This is a genomic window from Saccharopolyspora oryzae (genome assembly GCF_027853915.1).
GTDB lineage: Bacteria > Actinomycetota > Actinomycetes > Mycobacteriales > Pseudonocardiaceae > Saccharopolyspora > Saccharopolyspora oryzae.
Genome location: NZ_JAQGLA010000046.1, coordinates 1 through 20,515, shown reverse-complemented (window position 1 = coordinate 20,515; position 20,515 = coordinate 1). Strand labels below are relative to the sequence as shown.

Here is a 20,515-nt window from a genome sequence, read left to right as displayed (position 1 = left end):
CGACGGTCAGCGGTGCTCCATGACGAGGACGGCCGTGGTGCCGGGGGCGAGGGCTTCGTAGAGGTGGGGGACGTCGCCGGAGAAGGAGACGTAGTCGCCGACCTCGAGCTCGACCGGACCGTCCTCCGGGCCCGCGCGGAGGCGGCCGGAGGTGAGGATCACGTGCTCGACCGAGCCGGGGATGTGGGCGTCCGCGTGGCGGACGCCGCCCGGCTCGAGTTCGAGCACGTAGAGGTCGCGGCGCGCGCCTGATTCGCCGGACGACAGCAGGGCCGCGCCGTAGGTCGACTGCTCGGACCGGACGATCGGCACCTGCCCGGCGCGGACCACCCGGACCTTCGGGGTCGGCGGGTCGACGAGCCGGCTGAAGGGCACGCCCAGGGCCACGCCGAGCGCCCACAGGGTCTCGACGCTGGGGTTGCCGGTGCCGGATTCCAGCTGGGAGAGCGTGGATTTCGCGATCCCGGCGCGTTTGGCGACCTCGGTCATGGTCAGTCCCGTGCGTTCGCGCTCCCGACGCAGGGACATGGCGATGGTTTCCAGCGGCGCGGCCGGGGTGTTCTCGGTCTCACTCATGGCTGTTCGCTCTGTCGGTCCTCAAATTCGGTTTGACGAACGCTCCCGTCATTGTTCATGCTAGCGAACGTGAGTACGGTTCAGCGAACGCGAGCGGGATTCTGGCGGGATGCGCTGGTGCGCGACGTCCTTTCGATGACGCTGGCGATGGCCATCGTGGGTGCCTCGCTCGGCGCGATCGCGGTCAGCAAGGGCGTCCCGCTGTGGATGGTCACGCTGATGGGCGCGGTGGTGTTCGCCGGCGGGTCGGAGTTCATGGTGATCGGCCTGATCAGCGCGGGTGCGGCACCGGTCACCGCGGTGCTCGGCGGGCTGATGCTCAACGCCCGCCACCTGCCGTTCGGCCTGGCGATCGGCGGGCTGTTCGGCCGCAGCTGGCCGACCCGCCTGATCGGCAGCCACCTCATGATCGACGAGTCCGTCGCGTTCGCGATGGCGCAGAAGACCGAAGCGGGGAAGAAGCGCGCCTACTGGCTCACCGGCATCGCGCTGTACAGCGCTTGGGCCCCGTCGGTGTTCCTCGGCGGCCTGCTCGGCCAGGGCGTCGGCGACCCGGGCGCCTTCGGGCTCGACGCCGCGATGCCCGCCGCGCTGCTCGCGCTGATCATGCCCTCGCTCCGCGAGCACCGGACCCTGCGCGCCGTCGCGGTGGGTGCGCTGATCGCGGTGGTCACCACCCCGGTGCTGCCGGAAGGACTGCCCGTGATGGCCGCGCTCGTCGGGCTCGCCGCGGCGCTGCCGCTGCCGAAGAAGCTGGAGGAGGCCCGATGACGCTCGGAGTGGTCTTCGCGCTGGCCGCCGGGACGTACGCGATGCGCCTGGCCGGGCCGCTGCTGCGCGGGCGGCTGCAGATCTCGCCGCAGTGGGAGCAGCTGATGTCGATCTCCGCGATCGTGCTGCTCGCCGCGTTCGTGGCCACCAGCGCCGTGTTCGAGTCCGGTGGTTTCGCCGGGTGGGCCCGGTTCACCGGTGTCGCGGTCGGCGGAGTGCTGGCCTGGCGGCGCGCGCCGTTCGTGCTCGTCGTGGTCGCCGCAGCAGCCACCACGGCCCTGCTGCGCCTGGCGGAACTGGCCGTGTGAGTCGTCGTTAACCCCGGCGTCGATCTCCGGGCACCACTGTTTAAGGTCCTCCCTGACCCATCCGGCGTAACCACACTCACACGCTGGGGCGAACGCATCGAGTCCGGGCACTCCCGGCTCCCGCCACGGAGGACCGCACCCCTTGGTCACCACACCCGACACCTTCGACCGCGGCACCGAAGAGGGCTACTCGAAGGGGCTCAAGAACCGGCACGTCCAGATGATCGCCATGGGCGGGGCCATCGGTGTCGGCCTGTTCCTCGGCGCGGGCGGCCGGATGGCCCAGGCCGGACCTGCCCTGGTCGTGTCCTACCTGCTGTGCGGCATCGCGGCGTTCTTCGTGATGCGCGCCCTCGGCGAGCTCGTGCTGTACCGGCCGGTGGCGGGCAGCTTCGTGGAGTACGCCCGCGAGTTCATCGGACCGTGGGCCGGGTTCGCCGCCGGCTGGCTGTACTTCCTGAACTGGGCGGGCTCCGGCATCGCCGAGATCACCGCGGCGGGCATCTACATCGGGAAGTGGTTCCCGGACTTCCCGCAGTGGATCACCGCGCTGATCTGCCTGGCCGTGCTGCTGGTGGTCAACCTGCTGTCGGTGAAGCTGTTCGGCGAGCTGGAGTTCTGGTTCGCGGTGATCAAGGTGCTGGCCATCGTGACCTTCCTGTTCGTCGGCCTGGCCCTGGTGGTCACCGGTGCCGAGGTCGGCGGCACCACCGCGGGAGCGCACAACCTCGTCGACCACGGCGGGTTCACGCCCAACGGGCTGCCCGTGGTGCTGATGAGCATGCAGGGCGTCATGTTCGCCTACGCCTCGATGGAGATGGCCGGTATCGCCGCTGGTGAGACCGCCGACCCGGCCAAGGTCATGCCGCGCGCCATCAACGGCGTGGTGTGGCGGATCGCGGTCTTCTACATCGGCTCGGTGCTGCTGCTGGCGATGGTGCTGCCGTGGACGTCCTACAACGGCGACCAGAGCCCGTTCGTGACCGTCTTCTCCAGCCTCGGCATCCCGTGGGCCGGCGACATCATGAACTTCGTGGTGCTCACCGCCGCCCTGTCCAGCTGCAACTCCGGCCTGTACGCGACCGGCCGGATCCTGCGCTCGCTGGGCATGCGCGGCGAGGCGCCCTCGTTCACCGAGCGGATGAACGACCGCCGGGCGCCCTACGGCGCGGTGCTGTTCACCGGCGCGGTGTTCCTGATCGGCGTGCTGCTCAACTACGTCGTCCCGAAGGACGCCTTCGACATCGCCACCTCGATAGCCTCGCTGGGCGTCATCGCGACCTGGTCGGCGCTGCTGATCGCGCAGGCCCGCCTGCGCAAGCGGGCCCTGCGCGGTGAGCTCGTGCGGCCGTCCTACCGGATGCCCGGTGCGCCGTACACCAACTGGATCGTCCTGGTGTTCCTGCTGGGCATCGTGGTGCTGGCGGCTTTCTCCGACGAGCTCGCGGTGCGCGCTTCGTTCTACGCGGTGCCGGTCGTCGTGATCGCCCTGTTCGTCGGTTGGCGGCTGGTCCGCAGGTCCCGGTCTTCGATTGCCGAGGAGCGTGCAGGACAATCGGAGATGTGACGAACCCCGTGATCGGTGTCCTGGCCCTGCAGGGCGGCGTGGCCGAACACCTGGCCGCGCTCGAGCGCTGCGGGGCCGACGCGCGCCCGGTGCGCCGCGTCGAAGAGCTCGCCGAGGTGGACGGAATCGTCCTGCCCGGCGGGGAGTCCACCACGATGACCCGGCTGCTCGACACCTTCGAGCTCTACGAGCCGCTGCGCGAGCGGCTCGCCGCCGGGCTGCCCGCCTACGGCTCGTGCGCCGGGATGATCATGCTCTCGCGCGAGGTCGTGGACCAGGACCCGGACCTGTCCGCGGTTCGGCCGCTGGGAGCCATGGACGTGGTCGTGCGGCGCAACGCCTTCGGGCGCCAGGTCGACTCCTTCGAGACGGACCTGGACTTCGCCGGAATTCCGGACGGCCCGGTGCACGCGGTGTTCATCCGGGCACCCTGGGTGGAGAAGGTGGGCGCGGAGGTCGAGGTGCTGGCCGAGGTCCGGGAAGACCCGGACGGGTCCGGTCGGTCGGCCGCCGTCGGTAGGATCGTCGCGATTCAGCAGGGACCGGTGCTCGCCACCGCTTTCCACCCGGAGCTGGTGGGCGGTGACGAACGCGTGCACCGCTATTTCGTACAGATCGTCCGCGCGCGGCTGAACGCGGCAGCGCAGGCGAAGTAAAGACGGAGGAGAGATGAGCGGCCACTCGAAGTGGGCCACCACCAAGCACAAGAAGGCCGCCCTCGACGCCAAGCGCGGCAAGCTCTTCGCGAAGCTGATCAAGAACGTCGAGGTTGCCGCCCGCACTGGTGGGGGCGACCCCGACGGCAACCCGACCCTGTACGACGCCATCCAGAAGGCGCGCAAGAACTCCGTGCCGATGGACAACATCGAGCGCGCCCGCAAGCGCGGCGCCGGTGAGGAAGCCGGTGGCGCCGACTGGCAGACGATCATGTACGAGGGTTACGGGCCCAACGGCGTCGCAGTGCTGGTGGAGTGCCTGACCGACAACCGGAACCGCGCCGCGGGCGAGGTGCGCACCGCGATGACCCGCAACGGCGGCTCGATGGCCGACGCGGGCTCGGTGTCCTACCTGTTCACCCGCCGGGGCGTCGTGCTGCTGCCGAAGAACGGGCTGACCGAGGACGACGTGCTCTCGGCGGTGCTCGAGGCCGGTGCCGAGGAGATCAACGACCTGGGCGAGAGCTACGAGATCCTCTCCGACCCGGCCGACATGGTCGAGGTGCGCAAGGCGCTGCAGGCCGCCGACATCGAGTACGACTCGGCGGAGACCAACTTCCTCGCGGCGGTGAACGTCGAACTGGACGCCGAGGGAGCGCGCAAGATCTTCAAGCTGATCGACGCCCTCGAGGACTGCGACGACGTCCAGAACGTCTTCGCGGCCTTCGACGTGTCGGACGAGGTCATGGCCGAGGTCGGCTGACGCCCGAAGCAACCTGGCGGCGGGTCCCGCCCCCGGGACCGGCCGCTTCGTTCTTCCCCGCTCGAGGTGGTTGTTGCCCTGGACCACAAGCAGTACGTTCGTACTGTTGCCGTGCAGGGGAGGCGGGTGTCGTGATTCATCACGTGCAGGTTTCCTGTCCGCGAGGCGCGGAGGATCTGATCAGGTCGTTCTACGCGGGTGTGCTCGGCTGGGCGGAGCTCCCGAAACCGCCGCTGCTGGCCGCGCGGGGCGGCTGCTGGTTCCTGGTGCCCGGCGTCGGCGGTCCGGACGGTGAACTGCACGTCGGGGTCGAAGCGGACTTCCGGCCCGCGCGCAAAGCGCATCCGGCGTTCGTGGTGGACGTCGACGCGGTCGCCGACGCGCTGGAGAGCGCTGGACACCCCGTGCGGTGGGCGGATCCGGCTGAGATCCCGGGGCGTCGGCGGTTCCACACCGAAGATCCGGTCGGCAACCGCCTGGAGTTCCTCGCCGCTTGAAACCCGCTGTGTCCGAGCCGCTGCCGTCGGTTGCTCTCGTGGGGGTTGGTGGGGAACCGATCTCCTCGCAGGCACAATGGCGATCGTGGCTGAGACGGATGATGAACTGCGCCGGTGGATGGTCGACACCGCGGAGAGGCACGGCGCAGCCGTGATGCACGTGCCCGGCGACGAGCGCGGCGCGCAGTACGCCTTCTCGGTCGGCGCGTGGCGGCGCTTCGGCAAGCCCGAGGTCGTGGTGATCGGGTTGCCGGAGGAAGTGGCGAACGCCGTGGTCAACACCTACGTGCAGCGGGTCGGGCAGGGCGAGCGGTTCGTGCCCGGGCGGCTCTACGACGGCTTCCTGAAGGGGTGCCCGGTGACCTTCGAGAAGGTCGCCCTGCAGCACTACCCGGAATACCTGGGCAGCGCGTTCCTGGTCTACAGCGGACCGGACTTCCCGGCGGTGCAGCTGATCGTCTCCAGCCCGGAGGGCGCGAAGTTCCCCTGGCAGCCGGACGCTCCCGGCGGGTTCCGCGAGTACCAGCCGGTCCTGACCGACAGCGGTCTCCCGGAGAGCTGGACCCCGGGCACCGACGGCCCCTGACCGGCTCGCGGCTGGCGCGAACGGCCGGTTCGCCTCGGCGGATGGCGCGAGCGGTCCGTTCGCACCGCGCCTGCTCACCCGGACGGGGGATGCGTTCGCGTGTCGGTGCGGAGGGCTGTCGCCGCGGTTCGATAAGGTTTCGAACGAGTGTTCAGGCCGAGTTTGGGCAGGTGGCGTCGTGCGCGTGCTGGGAATCGACCCCGGGCTGACCCGCTGCGGGCTCGGCGTGGTCGACGGTGGCCGCGGGCGGTCGGTTTCGCCCGTCGCGGTCGGTGTCGCGCGCACACCACCGGAGGACGAACTGCCCTCCCGGCTGCGCGCGGTGGCCGACGAGGTGGAGCGGTGGATGGACCGCCACCAGCCCGAGGTGGTGGCCATCGAGCGGGTGTTCAGCCAGCACAACGTGAGCACCGTGATGGGCACCGCGCAGGTCTCCGGCGTCGTGGCGCTGCTGGCCGCGCGGCGCGACCTGCCGGTCGCGTTCCACACGCCCAGCGAGGTCAAGGCCGCCATCAGCGGATCCGGTCGAGCGGACAAGAAGCAGGTCACCGCCATGATCACCAAGATCCTGGGGCTGGCCGAAGCGCCCAAACCGGCCGACGCCGCCGACGCGCTGGCGCTGGCCGTCTGCCACCTGTGGCGCGCGCCGATGGCCAACCGCCTGGCCCAGGCCGAGGCCAAGGCGGCCGAACTCGCCCGCAACCACAAGGCCCGGCTCAAAGCCGCCGCGAAAGCCGCCGAAGGACGCGATGCGCGCAGCTGACCCGCCGTGCGCAACGATGCCGGGGATCCCGGCACGAGCAGGAGGTGTTGACCGATGATCTCCACGGTGCGAGGTCCGGTGCTGTCCATCGGACTGGACCACGCCGTGATCGAAGTCGGTGGCGTGGGCATGGCCGTGCACGCCACCCCGGCCACGCTGGCCGGGCTGCGGCGGGGCGAGGAGACCCGGCTGTGGACCTCGCTGATCGTGCGCGAGGACTCGCTGACCCTCTACGGCTTCGCCGATGCTGAAGCCCGCGATCTGTTCGTCCTGCTGCAGACCGCGTCCGGGGTCGGTCCGCGCCTCGCGCTCGCCGCTCTCGCGGTGCTCTCGCCGGACCAGCTCTGCTACGCCCTCTCCGACGGCAACCTGACGACGCTCACCCAGGTGCCCGGCATCGGCAAGAAGAGCGCCGAGCGCTTGATCCTGGAACTGCGCGACAAGGTGGGCGCAGTGGGCGGAGTGGTCGAGCCGGCCGCGACCGCGGACCACGGCCGGGTGCGCACGGAGGTCGCCGAAGCGCTGGTGGGCCTGGGCTTCTCGGCCAAGCAGGCCGAGCAGAGCGTCGAGACCGTGCTGGCCTCGGGCAACGGTGACCTGGACACCTCTGCGGTGCTGCGCAAGGCGCTGGCCACGCTCGGGCCGAAGTGAGGCCGGAGATGTACGAGGACGACGAGGCCGACTGGTCGGGCGACGGTGTTTCGCTGGCCGCGCATCAGAACCCGTCCGACCAGGACGTCGAGATGACGCTGCGGCCGCGCAAGCTCAGCGAGTTCGTCGGGCAGGCCCGGGTGCGCGAGCAGCTGGAGCTGGTGCTGCACGGCGCGCTCAAGCGCGGCGACCAGCCGGACCACGTGCTGTTCTCCGGACCGCCCGGGCTGGGCAAGACCAGCCTGTCGATGATCATCGCCACCGAGCTGGGCACCTCGATCCGGGTCACCTCCGGGCCGGCCCTGGAACGGCCCGGCGACCTGGCGGCGATGCTGTCCAACCTCTCCGAGGGCGACGTGCTGTTCATCGACGAGATCCACCGGATCGCCCGCCCCGCCGAGGAGATGCTCTACCTGGCGATGGAGGACTACCGGGTGGACATCGTGGTCGGCAAGGGCCCCGGAGCCACCAGCATCCCGCTGGAACTGGCGCCGTTCACGCTGGTCGGGGCCACCACCCGGTCCGGCGCGCTGACCGGTCCGCTGCGCGACCGCTTCGGCTTCACCGCGCACATGGAGTTCTACGCGCCGGAGGAGCTCGAGCTCGTCGTGCGCCGCTCGGCGGGGATCCTCGGCGTGGACCTGCGCGACGACGGCGCCGTCGAGATCGCCGGCCGCTCGCGAGGCACACCGCGCATCGCCAACCGGCTGCTGCGCCGGGTCCGCGACTTCGCGGAGGTGCGCGCCGACGGTGCGGTGACCAGGGAGGTCGCGCGGGCCGCGCTGGAGGTCTACGACGTCGACGAGCTCGGCCTGGACCGGTTGGACCGGGCTGTGCTGAGCGCGCTGATCAACTCCTTCCGCGGCGGCCCGGTGGGGATCTCCACGCTCGCGGTCGCGGTGGGGGAGGAGGCGACCACCGTGGAGGAGGTCTGCGAGCCCTACCTGGTGCGCGCGGGGCTGCTGGCCCGCACTCCGCGCGGGCGGGTCGCGACCGCGGCGGCCTGGCACCACCTGGGACTCGTCCCGCCGGAGCACGCCCCCGGGCTCTTCGACGAGTGATCGAATGGTGACAAAACGCCGATACGGTGTCCGAGAAACTGAACAGAACCGGATCTGAACGAGCACCCAGTGCCGACGACCGGTGCCACGAGCTGGGGCGCTCGTCCGCGATCGCCGCGTGACGTTATCCTCCTCACGTCTCGTTCGGTGCCGATCGGACGGGTCGTGCGCGGCTGCGGCCGACGCGGACCCGCCCTGGCGGGCCGCGGTGGTCCTCCCAACAGCGGGAGAACCCGTCGACCCGAGTTGACCTGGCACACTGGGGCTTGAACATCCGAACAATTCGGGCGCAGTACTGCGAGGGCTGGGCCCCGAAGCGTCCGCTGAACGGAGCACGATGGACCTCAACTCCCTGATTCTTCCGCTGCTGATCGTCCTGCTGGCGGTGCCGCTGTTCCTGCAGGCCCGCAAGCAGAAGCGCGCGATGGCCGAGCAGCAGAAGCTGCAGAACTCGATCACCCCCGGCGACCGCGTGATGACCACCTCCGGTGTGTTCGGCACCGTCGTGGCCACCAACGACGACACCATCGACCTGGAGCTGGCGCCGGGCTTGACCACCACCTGGGTGCGTCAGGCGGTCCGCGAGAAGGTCCAGACCGAGGGCGCCGAGGCGGCTGCGGAGGTCAAGGACGAGACCCCGGCTGAGACCGAGACCGAGGCCAAGGTCGAGACCGAGTCCAAGGCCGAGGTCGCCGAGCCGATCGAGCAGCAGAAGACCAACTGACGACGGGCAGGAGCTCGCACCGGGGCCGACCGAGGTCCCGCGTGGCGGGCGTCGCCGAACGGGTAGCGACGCGGGCACCGGAGAAGCGCTTCCGGGCCCGCGTCCGTGCGTAGCAGCTGATCTACGGACGGTCGCCACCCGGGGCGGTGTCGCCCGCGCCGGGCCTGTCAGACTGAACGGTGGTGCGCTGGCCCCCGAGGCCGCGCACCCGAACCACCCGCGGGTTCTCAGACGTTCTCTCGGGGGACGACGGCTGCGCTGTCCGACCGCGAGAGGGCGGCCGAGGTTTCGCCGGGTGCGCGACTGAGCACGACGACAAGTGCACCGCTTCGAGACCGGACAGGAGAACGAACGCCGTGGCACCTCCGGCCGGGCAGATCCGCCCAGGGCGTTATCTCGCGATCTTCGCATTGATCGTGGTCGCTCTGTACTCGCTGGTGTTCTTCACCGGTGACGGCAAGCCGCACCCCAAGCTCGGGATCGACCTCCAGGGCGGGACCCGGGTGACGCTCACCGCGCGCACCCTGGACGGCCAGCCGCCCAGCAACGAGGCCTTGACCCAGGCCCGCCAGATCATCGAGACCCGCGTCAACGGCATGGGCGTCAGCGGGTCCGAGGTCACCCGGGACGGCAGCAACCTGGTCATCACGGTGCCCGGCGAGGGCGGCGATCAGGCCAAGCAGCTGGGCCAGACCGCTGAGCTGAACTTCCGCAAGGTCGTCACCTCGGTTCCGGTGCAGGCCCCGCCGCCGGCGGGCACCGCGCCGCAGGCCGCGCACCAGCAGCAGGGGAACCAGCCCGGTGACCAGCAGCGCCAGATCGACGAGGCGAAGCGCACCCGGCAGAGCACCGACCAGAACGTGCAGATGCAGGCGCTGCAGGCGCTGAACTGCGCGGTCGACGACCCGCTGCGCGGCAACGACGACCCGAAGCTGCCGCTGATCACCTGCGACCGCGAGGGCCAGAACAAGTACGTCCTGGAGCCGGTGTTCCTGCCGGGCCGCGAGGTCGCCACCGCGCAGGCGGTGCCGCCGAACCCGCAGCAGGGCGAGCCGGGCTGGACGGTCTCGCTGAACTTCAAGAGCGAGGGCGCCAAGATCTGGGCCGACTTCACCTCCGCCAACGTCGGCCAGCAGGCCGCGTTCGTGCTGGACAGCGAGGTCGTCTCGGCGCCGCAGATCCAGGCCGCGCTGCTCGGCGGCAACGCGCAGATCACCGGCCAGTTCAACCAGCAGAGCGCGACCGACCTGGCGGACATCCTCAAGTACGGTTCGCTGCCGCTGGCCTTCGACCAGTCCGAGGCCGAGACGGTCTCGGCGACGCTCGGCGTGGCCTCGATGGAGGCCGGCCTGATCGCCGGTGGCATCGGCCTGCTGCTGGTCGCGGTGTACTGCCTGCTCTACTACCGGCTGCTGGGCATCCTGACGATCCTGTCGCTGGTGCTCTCCGGCGGCGTGGTCTACGGCGCGCTGGTGCTGTTGGGCCGCTGGGTGGGCTTCACCCTCGACCTGGCCGGCATCGCCGGTTTCATCATCGCCATCGGCATCACCGCCGACTCGTTCATCGTGTTCTTCGAGAGGCTCAAGGACGAGATCCGCGAAGGCCGCACATTCCGGTCGGCCGTCCCGCGGGCGTGGACCCGGGCCCGGCGCACGATCCTGTCCGCCGACGCGGTCAGCTTCCTGGCCGCCGCGGTGCTCTACGTGCTCGCCGTCGGCCAGGTGAAGGGCTTCGCGTTCACGCTGGGCATGTCCACCGTGCTGGACCTCGTCGTGGTCTTCCTGGTGACCCACCCGCTGGTCGCGCTGGCCTCGAAGAACAAGTTCCTGTCCAAGCCGTCGGTCTCCGGCCTGGGTGCGGTGCAACGCCTCGGCAACCAGAACCGAGCCGCCCGCAAGGCCGCCGCGACCACCGCCAAGGAGGCGTGAAGGTGACGACTCCAGGTACCGAAGGCACCCGCCGCCGAGAGAGCGTCTTCCACCGCCTCTACGTCGGCACCGGGGCCTTCGACATCGTCGGCAAGCGCGCCCGGTGGTACATCGCGCTGGGCCTGCTGGTGCTGGTGTGCATCGGTTCGATCGGGTTCAAGGGCTTCAACCTCGGCATCGACTTCGAGGGCGGCACCAAGCTGCAGATGCCCGCGGTCGGCGTGCAGGGCCCGATCGAGACCAACCAGGTGCAGGACGCGTTCCGGGAGGCCGTGGGCCGCCCGGCCGAGACGGTGCAGATCGTCGGCGCCGGCGCCAACCAGACCATCCAGATCCGCAGCGAGACGCTGGACGTCGAGCAGGTCAACGCGGTCAAGCAGACGCTGTTCACCAAGCTGCAGCCGCTGAACGCGCAGGGCCAGCCGAGCCAGCAGGTGATCAGCGACAGCGCCGTCAGCGGTACCTGGGGCGGTGAGATCACCCAGCAGGCGCTGATCGCGCTCGCAGTGTTCCTGGTGCTGGTCACCATCTTCCTGGCGTTCTACTTCGAGAAGTGGATGGCGGTGGCGGCGCTGATCGCGCTGCTGCACGACGTCGTGGTGACCGCGGGCATCTACTCGCTGGTCGGCTTCGAGGTCACGCCCAGCACGGTGATCGGTCTGCTGACCATCCTCGGCTTCTCGCTGTACGACACCGTGGTGGTCTTCGACAAGGTCAAGGAGAACACCCGCGGGCTGCTCGGGCTGACCCGCCGCACCTACCCGGAGGCGGCGAACCTGGCGGTCAACCAGACGCTGATGCGCTCCATCAACACCTCGGTCATCGCACTGCTGCCGGTGCTCGGCCTGCTGGTGGTCGGCGCCGGGATGCTCGGCGTCGGCATGCTGCGCGACCTGGCGCTGGTCCAGATGGTCGGCATGATCGCCGGTGTCGTCTCGTCGATCCTGCTGGCCACCCCGCTGCTGGTCGACTTCAAGATGCGTGAGCCGAAGTACCGCGAGCACGCGGCCAAGGTGAAGCAGCGCCGCGAGCGCGCTGCGGCCAAGGCCGCCGGTGAAGAGGTTCCGGAGGAAGCGCCGAAGCAAGCGGTCGCGGCCGGTGCGGGCACGTCGAAGCGGCCGAGCCGCCCGGCGGGCAAGTCCGGTCGTCCCACCGGGAAGCGGCGCCGATGACCGAGCAGACGGCGGTCGAGGTCACCGACGCCTCCGACCTGGCGCTCCGGCGCGCCGCGGAACTGATCCGCGAGGTGCCGGACTTCCCGGAGCCGGGCGTGCTGTTCCGCGACATCAGCCCGATGCTGGCCGACGGTGCCGGGCTGAGGGCCGTGGTCGAGGCGCTGGGCCGGGACTGCGAGTTCGACGTGGTCGCCGGGGTGGAGGCGCGCGGGTTCCTGGTGGGTGCTGCGGTCGCGCAGTCCTACGGCACCGGCGTGATCGGGCTGCGCAAGCCCGGCAAGCTGCCGGTGGTCGCCGACCGGGTCAGCTACACGCTGGAGTACGGCCAGGCGACCCTGGAGCTGCCCGCGGACACGCTCCGCGCAGGCCAGCGGGTGCTGATCGTCGACGACGTGCTCGCCACCGGCGGCACCCTGGGCGCGGCCTGCCGGCTGGTGCGGCAGGCCGGTGCGGAGGTCGCGGCAGCGGCGGTGGTCCTCGAGCTCACCGCGCTGGAAGGCCGGGACAAGATCATGGGCGAGGAAGTCAGAGCTCTCCTCCAAGCCTGATACCAGGCACATCGCGGACGAGGATCTGGCGGACTTCGCTGTTGATGATCGGTCCGGGTGAAGTCGGGAGCGTCGATCGGCTGCGCCAGGTGACCGCTGGGCGTATCACAACCGCACCAGGGAAGGCCCGTCGCCCGGTTGGCGTTATTCTCAGTGTCCGGGTCCCCGGACCTGGGAATGCAACATCTGATCCCGGGAGCGTGCGGTGAGCCAACACGTCGAATCTCCTGCGTCGGCGACCGACCCGGTTGCCGAGCCGCGACCGGCGTCGGCGACCCGCCGGGTCCGAGCCAGGCTGGCCAGGAAGATCACCGCCCAGCGAGCCGCCCCGGTCAAGCAGGTCCTCGAACCGCTGGCGACGGTGCACCGAGAGCTGCACCCGCAGGCCGACCTGGGACTGCTGCAGCGGGCTTACGACGTGGCCGAGGCCAAGCACCGCACCCAGAAGCGAAAATCCGGCGACCCCTACATCACCCATCCGCTCGCGGTCGCCACCATCCTCGCCGAGCTGGGCATGGACACCACCACGCTGGTGGCGGGCCTGCTGCACGACACCGTCGAGGACACCGACTACTCCCTGGACAAGCTCGCCGCCGACTTCGGCGAAGAGGTCTCGCACCTGGTCGACGGCGTCACCAAGCTGGACAAGGTCAAGCTCGGCGCGGCGGCGGAGGCCGAGACCATCCGCAAGATGATCATCGCGATGGCCCGCGACCCGCGGGTGCTGGTGATCAAGCTGGCCGACCGGCTGCACAACATGCGCACCATGCGGTTCCTGCCGCCGGAGAAGCAGGCCCGCAAGGCCCGCGAGACCCTCGAGGTGCTGGCCCCGCTGGCGCACCGGCTGGGCATGGCCACCATCAAGTGGGAGCTGGAGGACCTGGCCTTCGCCATCTTGCAGCCGAAGAAGTACGACGAGATCGTGCGCCTGGTCGCCAACCGCGCCCCGTCCCGCGACACCTACCTGCGCACCGTGATCGACGAGCTGTCCCACCAGCTCGACACCGCCCGGCTGGCCGCGAAGGTCGAAGGCCGCCCCAAGCACTACTACTCGATCCACCAGAAGATGATCGTGCGGGGCCGCGACTTCGACGACATCCACGACCTGGTGGGCGTGCGGATACTGGTCGACGAGGTCCGCGACTGCTACGCGGCGATGGGCGTGGTGCACGCGCTGTGGCAGCCGATGCCCGGCCGGTTCAAGGACTACATCGCCCAGCCCCGCTTCGGCGTGTACCAGTCCCTGCACACCACGGTGATCGGCCCGGAGGGCAAGCCGCTGGAGGTGCAGATCCGCACCCACGAGATGCACCGCACCGCCGAGTACGGCATCGCGGCGCACTGGCGGTACAAGGAGACCAAGGGCCGCAACGGCAGCGGCGGGCAGTCGGCCGTCGAGGTCGACGAGATGGCGTGGATGCGCCAGCTGCTCGACTGGCAGCGGGAGGCCGCGGACCCGGGCGAGTTCCTGGAGTCGCTGCGCTACGACCTGGCGACCAGGGAGATCTTCGTCTTCACCCCGAAGGGCGATGTGATCACGCTGCCGTCGGGGTCGACGCCGGTGGACTTCGCCTACGCGGTGCACACCGAGGTCGGCCACCGCTGCATCGGTGCGCGTGTCAACGGCCGGCTGGTGGCCCTGGAGCGCAAGCTGGAGAACGGCGAGGTCGTCGAGATCTTCACCTCCAAGGCGGAGGGTTCGGGGCCGAGCCGGGACTGGCTGTCGTTCGTGGCCTCGCCGCGGGCGAAGGCCAAGATCAAGCAGTGGTTCGCCAAGGAGCGCCGCGAGGAGGCGATCGAGTCCGGCAAGGAGCTGATCGCCAAGGAGATCCGCCGCCTCGGCCTGCCGGTGCAGCGCCTGGTCTCCGCCGAAACCCTCGGCGCGGTGGCCCGCGAACTGCACTACGTCGACGTCACCGCGCTGTACGCGGCGGTGGGGGAGAAGCAGCTCTCCGCGCAGCACCTGGTGCAGCGGCTGGTGGTCTTCATCGGCGGCGAGGAGCAGGCGGCCGACGAGATCGCGGAGAAGTCGACGCCGTCGACGCTGCGCGGCAAGCGCCGCAGCAGCGGTGACTCCGGTGTGGTGGTCAAGGACGCCGGTGACGTGTGGGCGAAGCTGGCGCGCTGCTGCACGCCGGTGCCCGGCGACGAGATCCTCGGCTTCGTGACCCGCGGCGGCTGGGTCAGCGTGCACCGCACGGACTGCACCAACGCCGACGACCTGCGCAGCACGCCCGAGCGGCTGGTCGACGTGTACTGGGCGCCGTCGGCGTCCTCGGTGTTCCTGGTGGCGATCCAGGTGGAGGCCCTGGACCGGCACCGCCTGCTCTCCGACGTCACCAAGGTGCTGGCCGACGAGCGGGTGAACATCCTGTCGGCGTCGGTGACCACCTCGAACGACCGGGTGGCGGTCAGCCGCTTCTCCTTCGAGATGGGCGACCCCAAGCACCTGGGCCACGTCCTCAAGGCGGTCCGGAACATCGAAGGCGTCTACGACGTCTACCGAGTCACCTCCGCCACCTGACGGACCCCCGATCGTGCGCTGAACTGCAGTTTCAATTGAAACTGTGATCCGCCGTGCCTGGGATCCGCAGTTTCAATTGAAACTGTGGTCCCGCAGCACCCCCGACACGCCCGAGCGCGGGGGGGAGTTGTGCGATTTCAATGGAAATTGGACATCCGATTTCCATTGAATTTTGCGTCTTGCCCCGGCCTGGGGCGTGCGAAAGGGGCGCCGCCCGTGGGCGACGCCCCTTCTCGGTGCCGTTGATCAGGCCTGGACGTCGACCTTCTCGAAGACGACCGGCTTGTTCGGCTTGCCGCCGCCCGGCGACGGCTCGTACGCGCCGTCGTCACCGGCGCGGGCGACGTCGTCGATGACCTTCAGGCCGTCTTCGGAGATCGTGCCGAACACGGTGTAGTCCGGGGACAGCGGTGCTTCGCCGAAGACCATGAAGAACTGGCTGCCGTTGGTGTTCGGCCCGGCGTTGGCCATCGCCAGGTAACCGCGGCCGTACTGCAGCTCGGGGAAGGTCTCGTCGTCGAAGGCGTAGCCCGGGCCGCCGCTGCCGGAGCCGGTCGGGTCGCCGCACTGCAGCATCTGCAGGCCGCTGGTGCCGATCCGGTGGCACGAGGTCTGGTCGTAGAAGCCCTGCTTGGCCAGGTTGATGAAGCTGTTCACGGTGCACGGCGCCAGCGACCGGTCCAGGGTCAGCGGGATCGCGCCCTGGCTGGTGTTGATGGTGGCCTGCACGGTGCCCTTCGAGGACACCTCGCCGTTGGCCGGCGGCTGCACCGGCTTGCTCGGGCCCTTGCCGTCCGGGCGGTACTGGCAGGAGACCTGGTCCGCGAGCGGCGTCGGCCGCTTCGGCGGCGGCGCGAGCTCGGTGGGGATCTGGATCTCGGGCTGAGCCTGCGGGGTCGGCTGCTGCTGCGCGGCGTCTTCACCACCGGTGCGGGTGAAGTAGAAGACACCGGCCACGACCGCGATGACCACGACGATCGTCGAGCCGATGGTGATCACCCGGCGTCGCTTGGCCTGCTCCGCCCGGCGCTCCATCTGGCGCTCGAGCTTCCGCTTGGCCGCCTGGCGACGCTGCTCGTTGCTGGGCACCTGCTCCCTCCCCGGAATCGGTGAACCTGATGTTGTTCGGGGAGTTTATGGGGTGACCCCGCAGCGCTTCCTGAGAGTCTGCCTTCGATCCTCGCGCTTGATCTTCTGCCTTGCTGCGCCGTCAGGCGCATAGCCCACCCTCGGCGCTTGCACCGCTGAGGTTCCGCTGCTAGCGCCGCGACGCAGACAGGTTTCGAGAGCCCGCAGCGCCACGCGGAGGTGCGTGCGGGCGGGACGATAATCTGGGGTCAGCCGACCCGCGCCATCGGGTGTCGCTGCAACGAAAGGTCGCTCTTCGTGCTTGTCCTCGGATTCCCGGTTGGGCCGCTGCAGGCGAACTGCTACGTCCTCGCGCGCGGGGAGGGCGAACCCTGCGTCGTAGTCGACCCGGGGCAGGACGCCGCGGAGCCGCTGCGCGCACAGCTGGCCGAGCGCCGGCTCACCCCGGCAGCGGTGCTGCTCACCCACGGGCACTTCGACCACGTGCTCTCCGCTGGTGAGATCTGCGCCGAGCACGACATCCCGGCGCACATCCACCCGGACGACCGGTTCATGCTCGCCGACCCCGGTGCCGCGCTCGGCCCGGCCGGGCGGCAGCTGTTCGGCGACGGCCTGGTGGTGGACGCGCCCGCCGACGTCCGCGAGATCGCCCACGGCGACGTGCTGGAGCTGGCCGGGATGCGCTTCGACGTCACGCACACCCCGGGCCATACCGGCGGGTCGGTGCTGTTCGGCGTCGAGGCCGAGGAGGGAGGACGGCTGCTGCTGTCCGGCGACACCCTCTTCGCCGGCGCCATCGGACGCACCGATCTGCCCGGCGGCGACCACGACCGGATGCTCGAGTCGCTGAGCACCGAAATCCTGCCGCTGGACGACGACGTCGTCGTGCTGCCGGGCCACGGACCGACCACCACCATCGGGCGCGAACGCGCGGGCAACCCGTTCCTGCAGGGCCTGCCCGCCTCCGATGCCATCTCCTGACGAGGACTGAACCACCACCCATGACCACGTTCACCGCACCCAAGGGCATCCCGGAGTACTACCCGCCGGAGTCGGCCGGCTTCCTGGCGGTCCGCGACACCCTGGCCGACGCCGCCCGCCGCGCGGGCTACGGCTACATCGAGCTGCCGCTGTTCGAGGAGACCTCGCTGTTCGCCCGCGGCGTCGGGGAGTCCACCGACGTCGTGACCAAGGAGATGTACACCTTCGCCGACCGCGGCGGCCGGTCCGTGACGCTGCGGCCGGAGGGCACCGCGGGCGTGACCAGGTCGGTCATCGAGCACGGCCTGGACCGCGGCCAGCTGCCGGTGAAGCTGTACTACAGCGGCGCGTTCTTCCGCTACGAGCGCCCGCAGGCCGGTCGCTACCGGCAGCTGCAGCAGCTCGGCGTCGAGGCGATCGGCATCGACGACCCGGCGCTGGACGCCGAGGTCATCGCGATCGCCGACGAGGGCTACCGCCGGCTGGGCCTGACCGGGCACCGCATCGAGATCACCTCGCTCGGCGACAACTCGTGCCGCCCGGCCTACCGCGCCAAGCTGCAGGAGTTCCTGAGCGGCCTGCCGCTGGACGAGGAGACCCGCCGCCGCGCGGAGCTCAACCCGCTGCGGGTGCTCGACGACAAGCGCCCCGAGGTGCGCGAGATGGTCGCCGACGCGCCGCTGATGGTCGACCACCTCTCGGCGGAGTCCGAGGAGCACTACGAGCAGGTCAAGGCGCACCTGATCGACCTGGGCGTGCAGTTCGTGGAGAACCCGCGCCTGGTGCGCGGCCTGGACTACTACACGAAGACGACCTTCGAGTTCGTGCACGACGGGCTCGGCGCGCAGTCCGGCATCGGTGGCGGTGGCCGCTACGACGGTCTGATGGCCGAGCTCGGCGGCCAGGAGCTCTCCGGTGTCGGCTTCGGCCTCGGCGTGGACCGCACCCTGCTGGCCTGCCAGGCCGAGGGCCTCACCGTGGGCGACCCGGCGCGCTGCGATGTCTACTGCGTGCCGATGGGCGAGACCGCCAAGCGCCGGCTCGTCGCGGCGGCGGGTGGCCTGCGGGCCGCCGGGGTCCGCGTCGACGTCGCGTACGGCGGCAAGGGCCTCAAGGGCGCGATGAAGGCCGCTGACCGCTCCGGTGCGCGGTTCGCGCTGGTGCTGGGCGAGCGCGACCTCGAAGCCGGGACCGCGCAGCTCAAGGAGCTGGCCAGCGGTGAGCAGCGCGCGGTGGCGCTGGAGAGCCTGGTCGACGACGTGCGCGCCGCTGCGGCGGAGCCGTTCGGTGGGTGACGCCGAGGCGATCTCGCTCGACCTCCTGGACCGCAAGACGGTCCGGACCCGAGCGCGCAACACCACGATCGCGGCCGTCCTCGTGGCGGCCGCGTTCGGCGGTGTCGTGGGCCTGTTCGCGGGTGTCGAGGGGTTCGCGATCGCGGCGGCGATCGTGGGGATCCCGTTGCTGCTGCTGGCCCTCACCGAGTCGCGCAAGACCCTGACGCTGCGCGACGGCCAGGTGATCGCCCGCGCGCTGGGCACTCGCGTGGTCTCGGTGCGCGAGGCCGACCGGCTCGAGCTGTTCATCACCGACCTGCGCGGGGCGCGCACGGTGAACCTGCTGGTCGCCGGGCCGCCCAAGGGCAGGGCGATCAGCGTCTCGCTGGCCATGTACGCCGGCACCGGCGGCCGCGAGCTGGGGATTTACGCGCTGCGGAAGCTGGCGGACACGCTCGCGAGCAACGCGGACACCCGGGCCCTGGTGCTCTCGCAGCTGATCGTCGAGCAGTTGCGCTCGGAGGCCCGCGGGGACGCGGCGCCGCAGCGCCCGCTGTACGTGCTGGCCTCGGCGGCACCGCCGGGGCGCATGGCGCAGCGCCTCAACTCCGACGCGGTGTCGAGGTTCGTCGCGGAACTGGGGCGCTGACTCAGCGCCGGGTTGCGGTGGAGTCGCCGGGGCGGTTCGGCGGTCGCCTGCGCACGGTCGCTGTTCCGGCGCTGGTGGCCGCCGCCTTCCCGACCCGGTCCGCCACTGATTTCCGCGGTGCTGTTCCCGCTGGCTCCCGGACGGCCACCGCGGCGGCGATCGCCGTGGTGATCGGTACCGCCGCGACCAGGCCGATGCTGCCCACCAGGGTCCGCACGACTTCCTGCGCCACGGCCTGGGAGCTGACGATCTCGCCGAAGCTCCGCCCGGAGAGCGTGTAGGCGATCAGCATCGGCAATGCGGCGCCTGCGTAGGCCAGGACCAGCGTGTTCACCGCGGAGGAGACGTGGTCGCGGCCGACCTGCAGACCGGAGGAGTACAGCTCCCGCCAGGTCAGCGACGGGTTGGCCTTGCGCAGCTCCCACACCGCGCTGGTCTGGGTCACCGTGACGTCGTCGAGCACGCCCAGCGCGCCGATCACGACCCCGGCCAGCAGCAGTCCGCGCGCATCGATCGGCGTGCCGAGCAGACCCATCAGGCTCGAGGTGTCCTCGTCCAGCCCGGTGAGGCTGGTGGCCGCCGCGAACACCGAGCTGAGCACGCCGATCAGCGCCAGGCTCAGCATGGTGCCGAGCACGGCGGTGGAGGTCCGCGCGGAGAAGCCGTGGGTGAGGTAGAGCGCGATGAACATGATCAGCCCGGCTCCGACGACCGCCACCAGCAGCGGATCCTCCCCGGCCAGCACGGCGGGCAGCACGAACCCGATCAGCACCACGAAGCTCAACCCGAGCGCGATCAGCGCGGCGAACCCCTGCCACCGGCCGAGCACCAGCACCGCCGCGGCGAACACCAGCGCCAGCACCAGCAGCGGAGTGCCGCGCTGGAAGTCGACGACCTGGTAGGAGCTCGGGTCCTGGGCGTTGGCCCCGGAGTAGCTGAGCACGACGGCGTCACCGACGGCGAACCGCGGGCTGCCGGGATCGGTGGGGACGACCTGCTTGATGCTCTCCCCGGGCCGCGGCCCGTCCTGCATCCGCACGTCGAGGATCACGCACCCGCCCTGCCCCGGCGCGTCCTCGGTGCACGGACCTGAAACGGCGGAGACGACCTCGCCGTTCACCGGATGCTGCCCGAACCCGAGATCGGCACCGCTGCGCTCTTCGTGCCCGAAGGGGTAGAGCAGCAGCACGCCGACGACCGCGGCCAGCGCGAAGGGCACCAGTGCGATCGCCAGCACGCGCTTGACCTGCTTCGACGCCGGCTCGGCCGGTCCGTGGCCGTGACCGTGACCGTGGCCGTGCCCGGTGGCGGGCGGCGGAGCGCTCGGACGCCGGTCCGGGCTGTTCGGGCGGCGGTGGCGGGCGCGGTGGTCGCCACCGGGAGGGGGCGGCTCAGCAGCAGGAGGGCGCTCGGTCACCGGG

Annotated in this window: 21 protein-coding genes; 18 read left to right on the top strand and 3 right to left on the bottom strand. The window is 70.6% G+C overall.

Features of this window, described 5'->3' with window-relative positions:
- Positions 1-6: 6 nt before the first annotated feature.
- Positions 7-576, bottom strand: coding sequence for a helix-turn-helix domain-containing protein (locus OU415_RS23835; protein ID WP_270951360.1), 570 nt, complete (start codon positions 574-576; stop codon positions 7-9).
- A 69-nt stretch (positions 577-645) separates the two neighbouring features.
- Between OU415_RS23835 and OU415_RS23830 the strand changes: the two genes are divergently transcribed.
- From OU415_RS23830 to OU415_RS23760, 15 genes are all read left to right on the top strand, one after another.
- Positions 646-1,347 (top strand): AzlC family ABC transporter permease, encoded by a 702-nt coding sequence (locus OU415_RS23830; RefSeq protein WP_270951359.1) that lies wholly within the window; start codon positions 646-648, stop codon positions 1,345-1,347.
- Entirely contained in the window at positions 1,344-1,655 is a 312-nt protein-coding gene (locus OU415_RS23825) for an AzlD domain-containing protein (protein ID WP_270951357.1), read from the top strand. The genes OU415_RS23830 and OU415_RS23825 overlap by 4 nt, the downstream gene beginning before the upstream one ends.
- A 220-nt stretch (positions 1,656-1,875) precedes the next feature.
- Positions 1,876-3,222 carry an amino acid permease gene (locus OU415_RS23820; protein WP_408641899.1) on the top strand — a complete coding sequence of 449 codons (1,347 nt, stop codon included), beginning with the start codon at positions 1,876-1,878 and terminating at the stop codon, positions 3,220-3,222.
- Positions 3,219-3,878, top strand: coding sequence for a pyridoxal 5'-phosphate synthase glutaminase subunit PdxT (pdxT, locus tag OU415_RS23815; protein WP_270951354.1), 660 nt, complete (start codon positions 3,219-3,221; stop codon positions 3,876-3,878). Before OU415_RS23820 ends, pdxT begins: the two co-directional genes overlap by 4 nt.
- A gap of 13 nt (positions 3,879-3,891) precedes the next feature.
- Positions 3,892-4,641 carry a YebC/PmpR family DNA-binding transcriptional regulator gene (locus OU415_RS23810; RefSeq protein ID WP_270951353.1) on the top strand — a complete coding sequence of 250 codons (750 nt, stop codon included), beginning with the start codon at positions 3,892-3,894 and terminating at the stop codon, positions 4,639-4,641.
- Positions 4,642-4,784: 143 nt separating this feature from the next.
- Positions 4,785-5,138, top strand: coding sequence for a VOC family protein (locus OU415_RS23805; RefSeq protein ID WP_270951352.1), 354 nt, complete (start codon positions 4,785-4,787; stop codon positions 5,136-5,138).
- Between the two features lie 76 nt (positions 5,139-5,214).
- A complete protein-coding gene (locus OU415_RS23800) occupies positions 5,215-5,724 on the top strand; it encodes a DUF4262 domain-containing protein (RefSeq protein ID WP_270951351.1) in 510 nt (169 codons plus the stop codon).
- Positions 5,725-5,902: 178 nt separating this feature from the next.
- Positions 5,903-6,487: a crossover junction endodeoxyribonuclease RuvC gene (ruvC, locus tag OU415_RS23795; protein WP_270951350.1), complete on the top strand. Its 585-nt coding sequence runs from the start codon at positions 5,903-5,905 to the stop codon at positions 6,485-6,487.
- A gap of 54 nt (positions 6,488-6,541) precedes the next feature.
- Positions 6,542-7,138 carry a Holliday junction branch migration protein RuvA gene (gene ruvA / locus OU415_RS23790; RefSeq protein WP_270951348.1) on the top strand — a complete coding sequence of 199 codons (597 nt, stop codon included), beginning with the start codon at positions 6,542-6,544 and terminating at the stop codon, positions 7,136-7,138.
- Positions 7,139-7,146: 8 nt separating this feature from the next.
- A complete protein-coding gene (gene ruvB, locus OU415_RS23785) occupies positions 7,147-8,199 on the top strand; it encodes a Holliday junction branch migration DNA helicase RuvB (RefSeq protein WP_270951346.1) in 1,053 nt (350 codons plus the stop codon).
- Between the two features lie 337 nt (positions 8,200-8,536).
- Entirely contained in the window at positions 8,537-8,923 is a 387-nt protein-coding gene (gene yajC, locus OU415_RS23780; protein ID WP_270951345.1) for a preprotein translocase subunit YajC, read from the top strand.
- A gap of 356 nt (positions 8,924-9,279) precedes the next feature.
- Positions 9,280-10,851: a protein translocase subunit SecD gene (gene secD, locus OU415_RS23775; protein ID WP_270951344.1), complete on the top strand. Its 1,572-nt coding sequence runs from the start codon at positions 9,280-9,282 to the stop codon at positions 10,849-10,851.
- On the top strand, positions 10,848-12,023 hold the full coding sequence (gene secF / locus OU415_RS23770; RefSeq protein ID WP_270951342.1) for a protein translocase subunit SecF: 1,176 nt from the start codon (positions 10,848-10,850) through the stop codon (positions 12,021-12,023). Before secD ends, secF begins: the two co-directional genes overlap by 4 nt.
- Positions 12,020-12,574, top strand: coding sequence for an adenine phosphoribosyltransferase (locus tag OU415_RS23765; protein ID WP_270951340.1), 555 nt, complete (start codon positions 12,020-12,022; stop codon positions 12,572-12,574). Before secF ends, OU415_RS23765 begins: the two co-directional genes overlap by 4 nt.
- A 205-nt stretch (positions 12,575-12,779) precedes the next feature.
- Entirely contained in the window at positions 12,780-15,098 is a 2,319-nt protein-coding gene (locus OU415_RS23760; protein WP_270951338.1) for a RelA/SpoT family protein, read from the top strand.
- 246 nt (positions 15,099-15,344) lie between these two features.
- On the opposite strand, the gene OU415_RS23755 is transcribed toward OU415_RS23760, so the two are convergent.
- Positions 15,345-16,187 (bottom strand): peptidylprolyl isomerase, encoded by an 843-nt coding sequence (locus tag OU415_RS23755; protein ID WP_270951336.1) that lies wholly within the window; start codon positions 16,185-16,187, stop codon positions 15,345-15,347.
- A gap of 297 nt (positions 16,188-16,484) precedes the next feature.
- Between OU415_RS23755 and OU415_RS23750 the strand changes: the two genes are divergently transcribed.
- The 3 genes from OU415_RS23750 to OU415_RS23740 are packed head-to-tail and all read left to right on the top strand — an operon-like array spanning position 16,485 to position 19,094.
- The gene (locus tag OU415_RS23750; RefSeq protein WP_270951335.1) at positions 16,485-17,168 is read left to right on the top strand and encodes an MBL fold metallo-hydrolase; all 684 of its coding nucleotides are present in this window, start codon (positions 16,485-16,487) and stop codon (positions 17,166-17,168) included.
- 20 nt (positions 17,169-17,188) lie between these two features.
- Positions 17,189-18,463, top strand: coding sequence for a histidine--tRNA ligase (gene hisS / locus OU415_RS23745; protein ID WP_270951334.1), 1,275 nt, complete (start codon positions 17,189-17,191; stop codon positions 18,461-18,463).
- On the top strand, positions 18,456-19,094 hold the full coding sequence (locus OU415_RS23740) for a hypothetical protein (RefSeq protein ID WP_270951332.1): 639 nt from the start codon (positions 18,456-18,458) through the stop codon (positions 19,092-19,094). Before hisS ends, OU415_RS23740 begins: the two co-directional genes overlap by 8 nt.
- A 1-nt stretch (position 19,095) precedes the next feature.
- Here OU415_RS23740 and OU415_RS23735 read toward each other — a convergent pair.
- On the bottom strand, positions 19,096-20,515 hold a 1,420-nt coding region (locus OU415_RS23735; protein WP_408641897.1), incomplete at its 5' end, for a YibE/F family protein.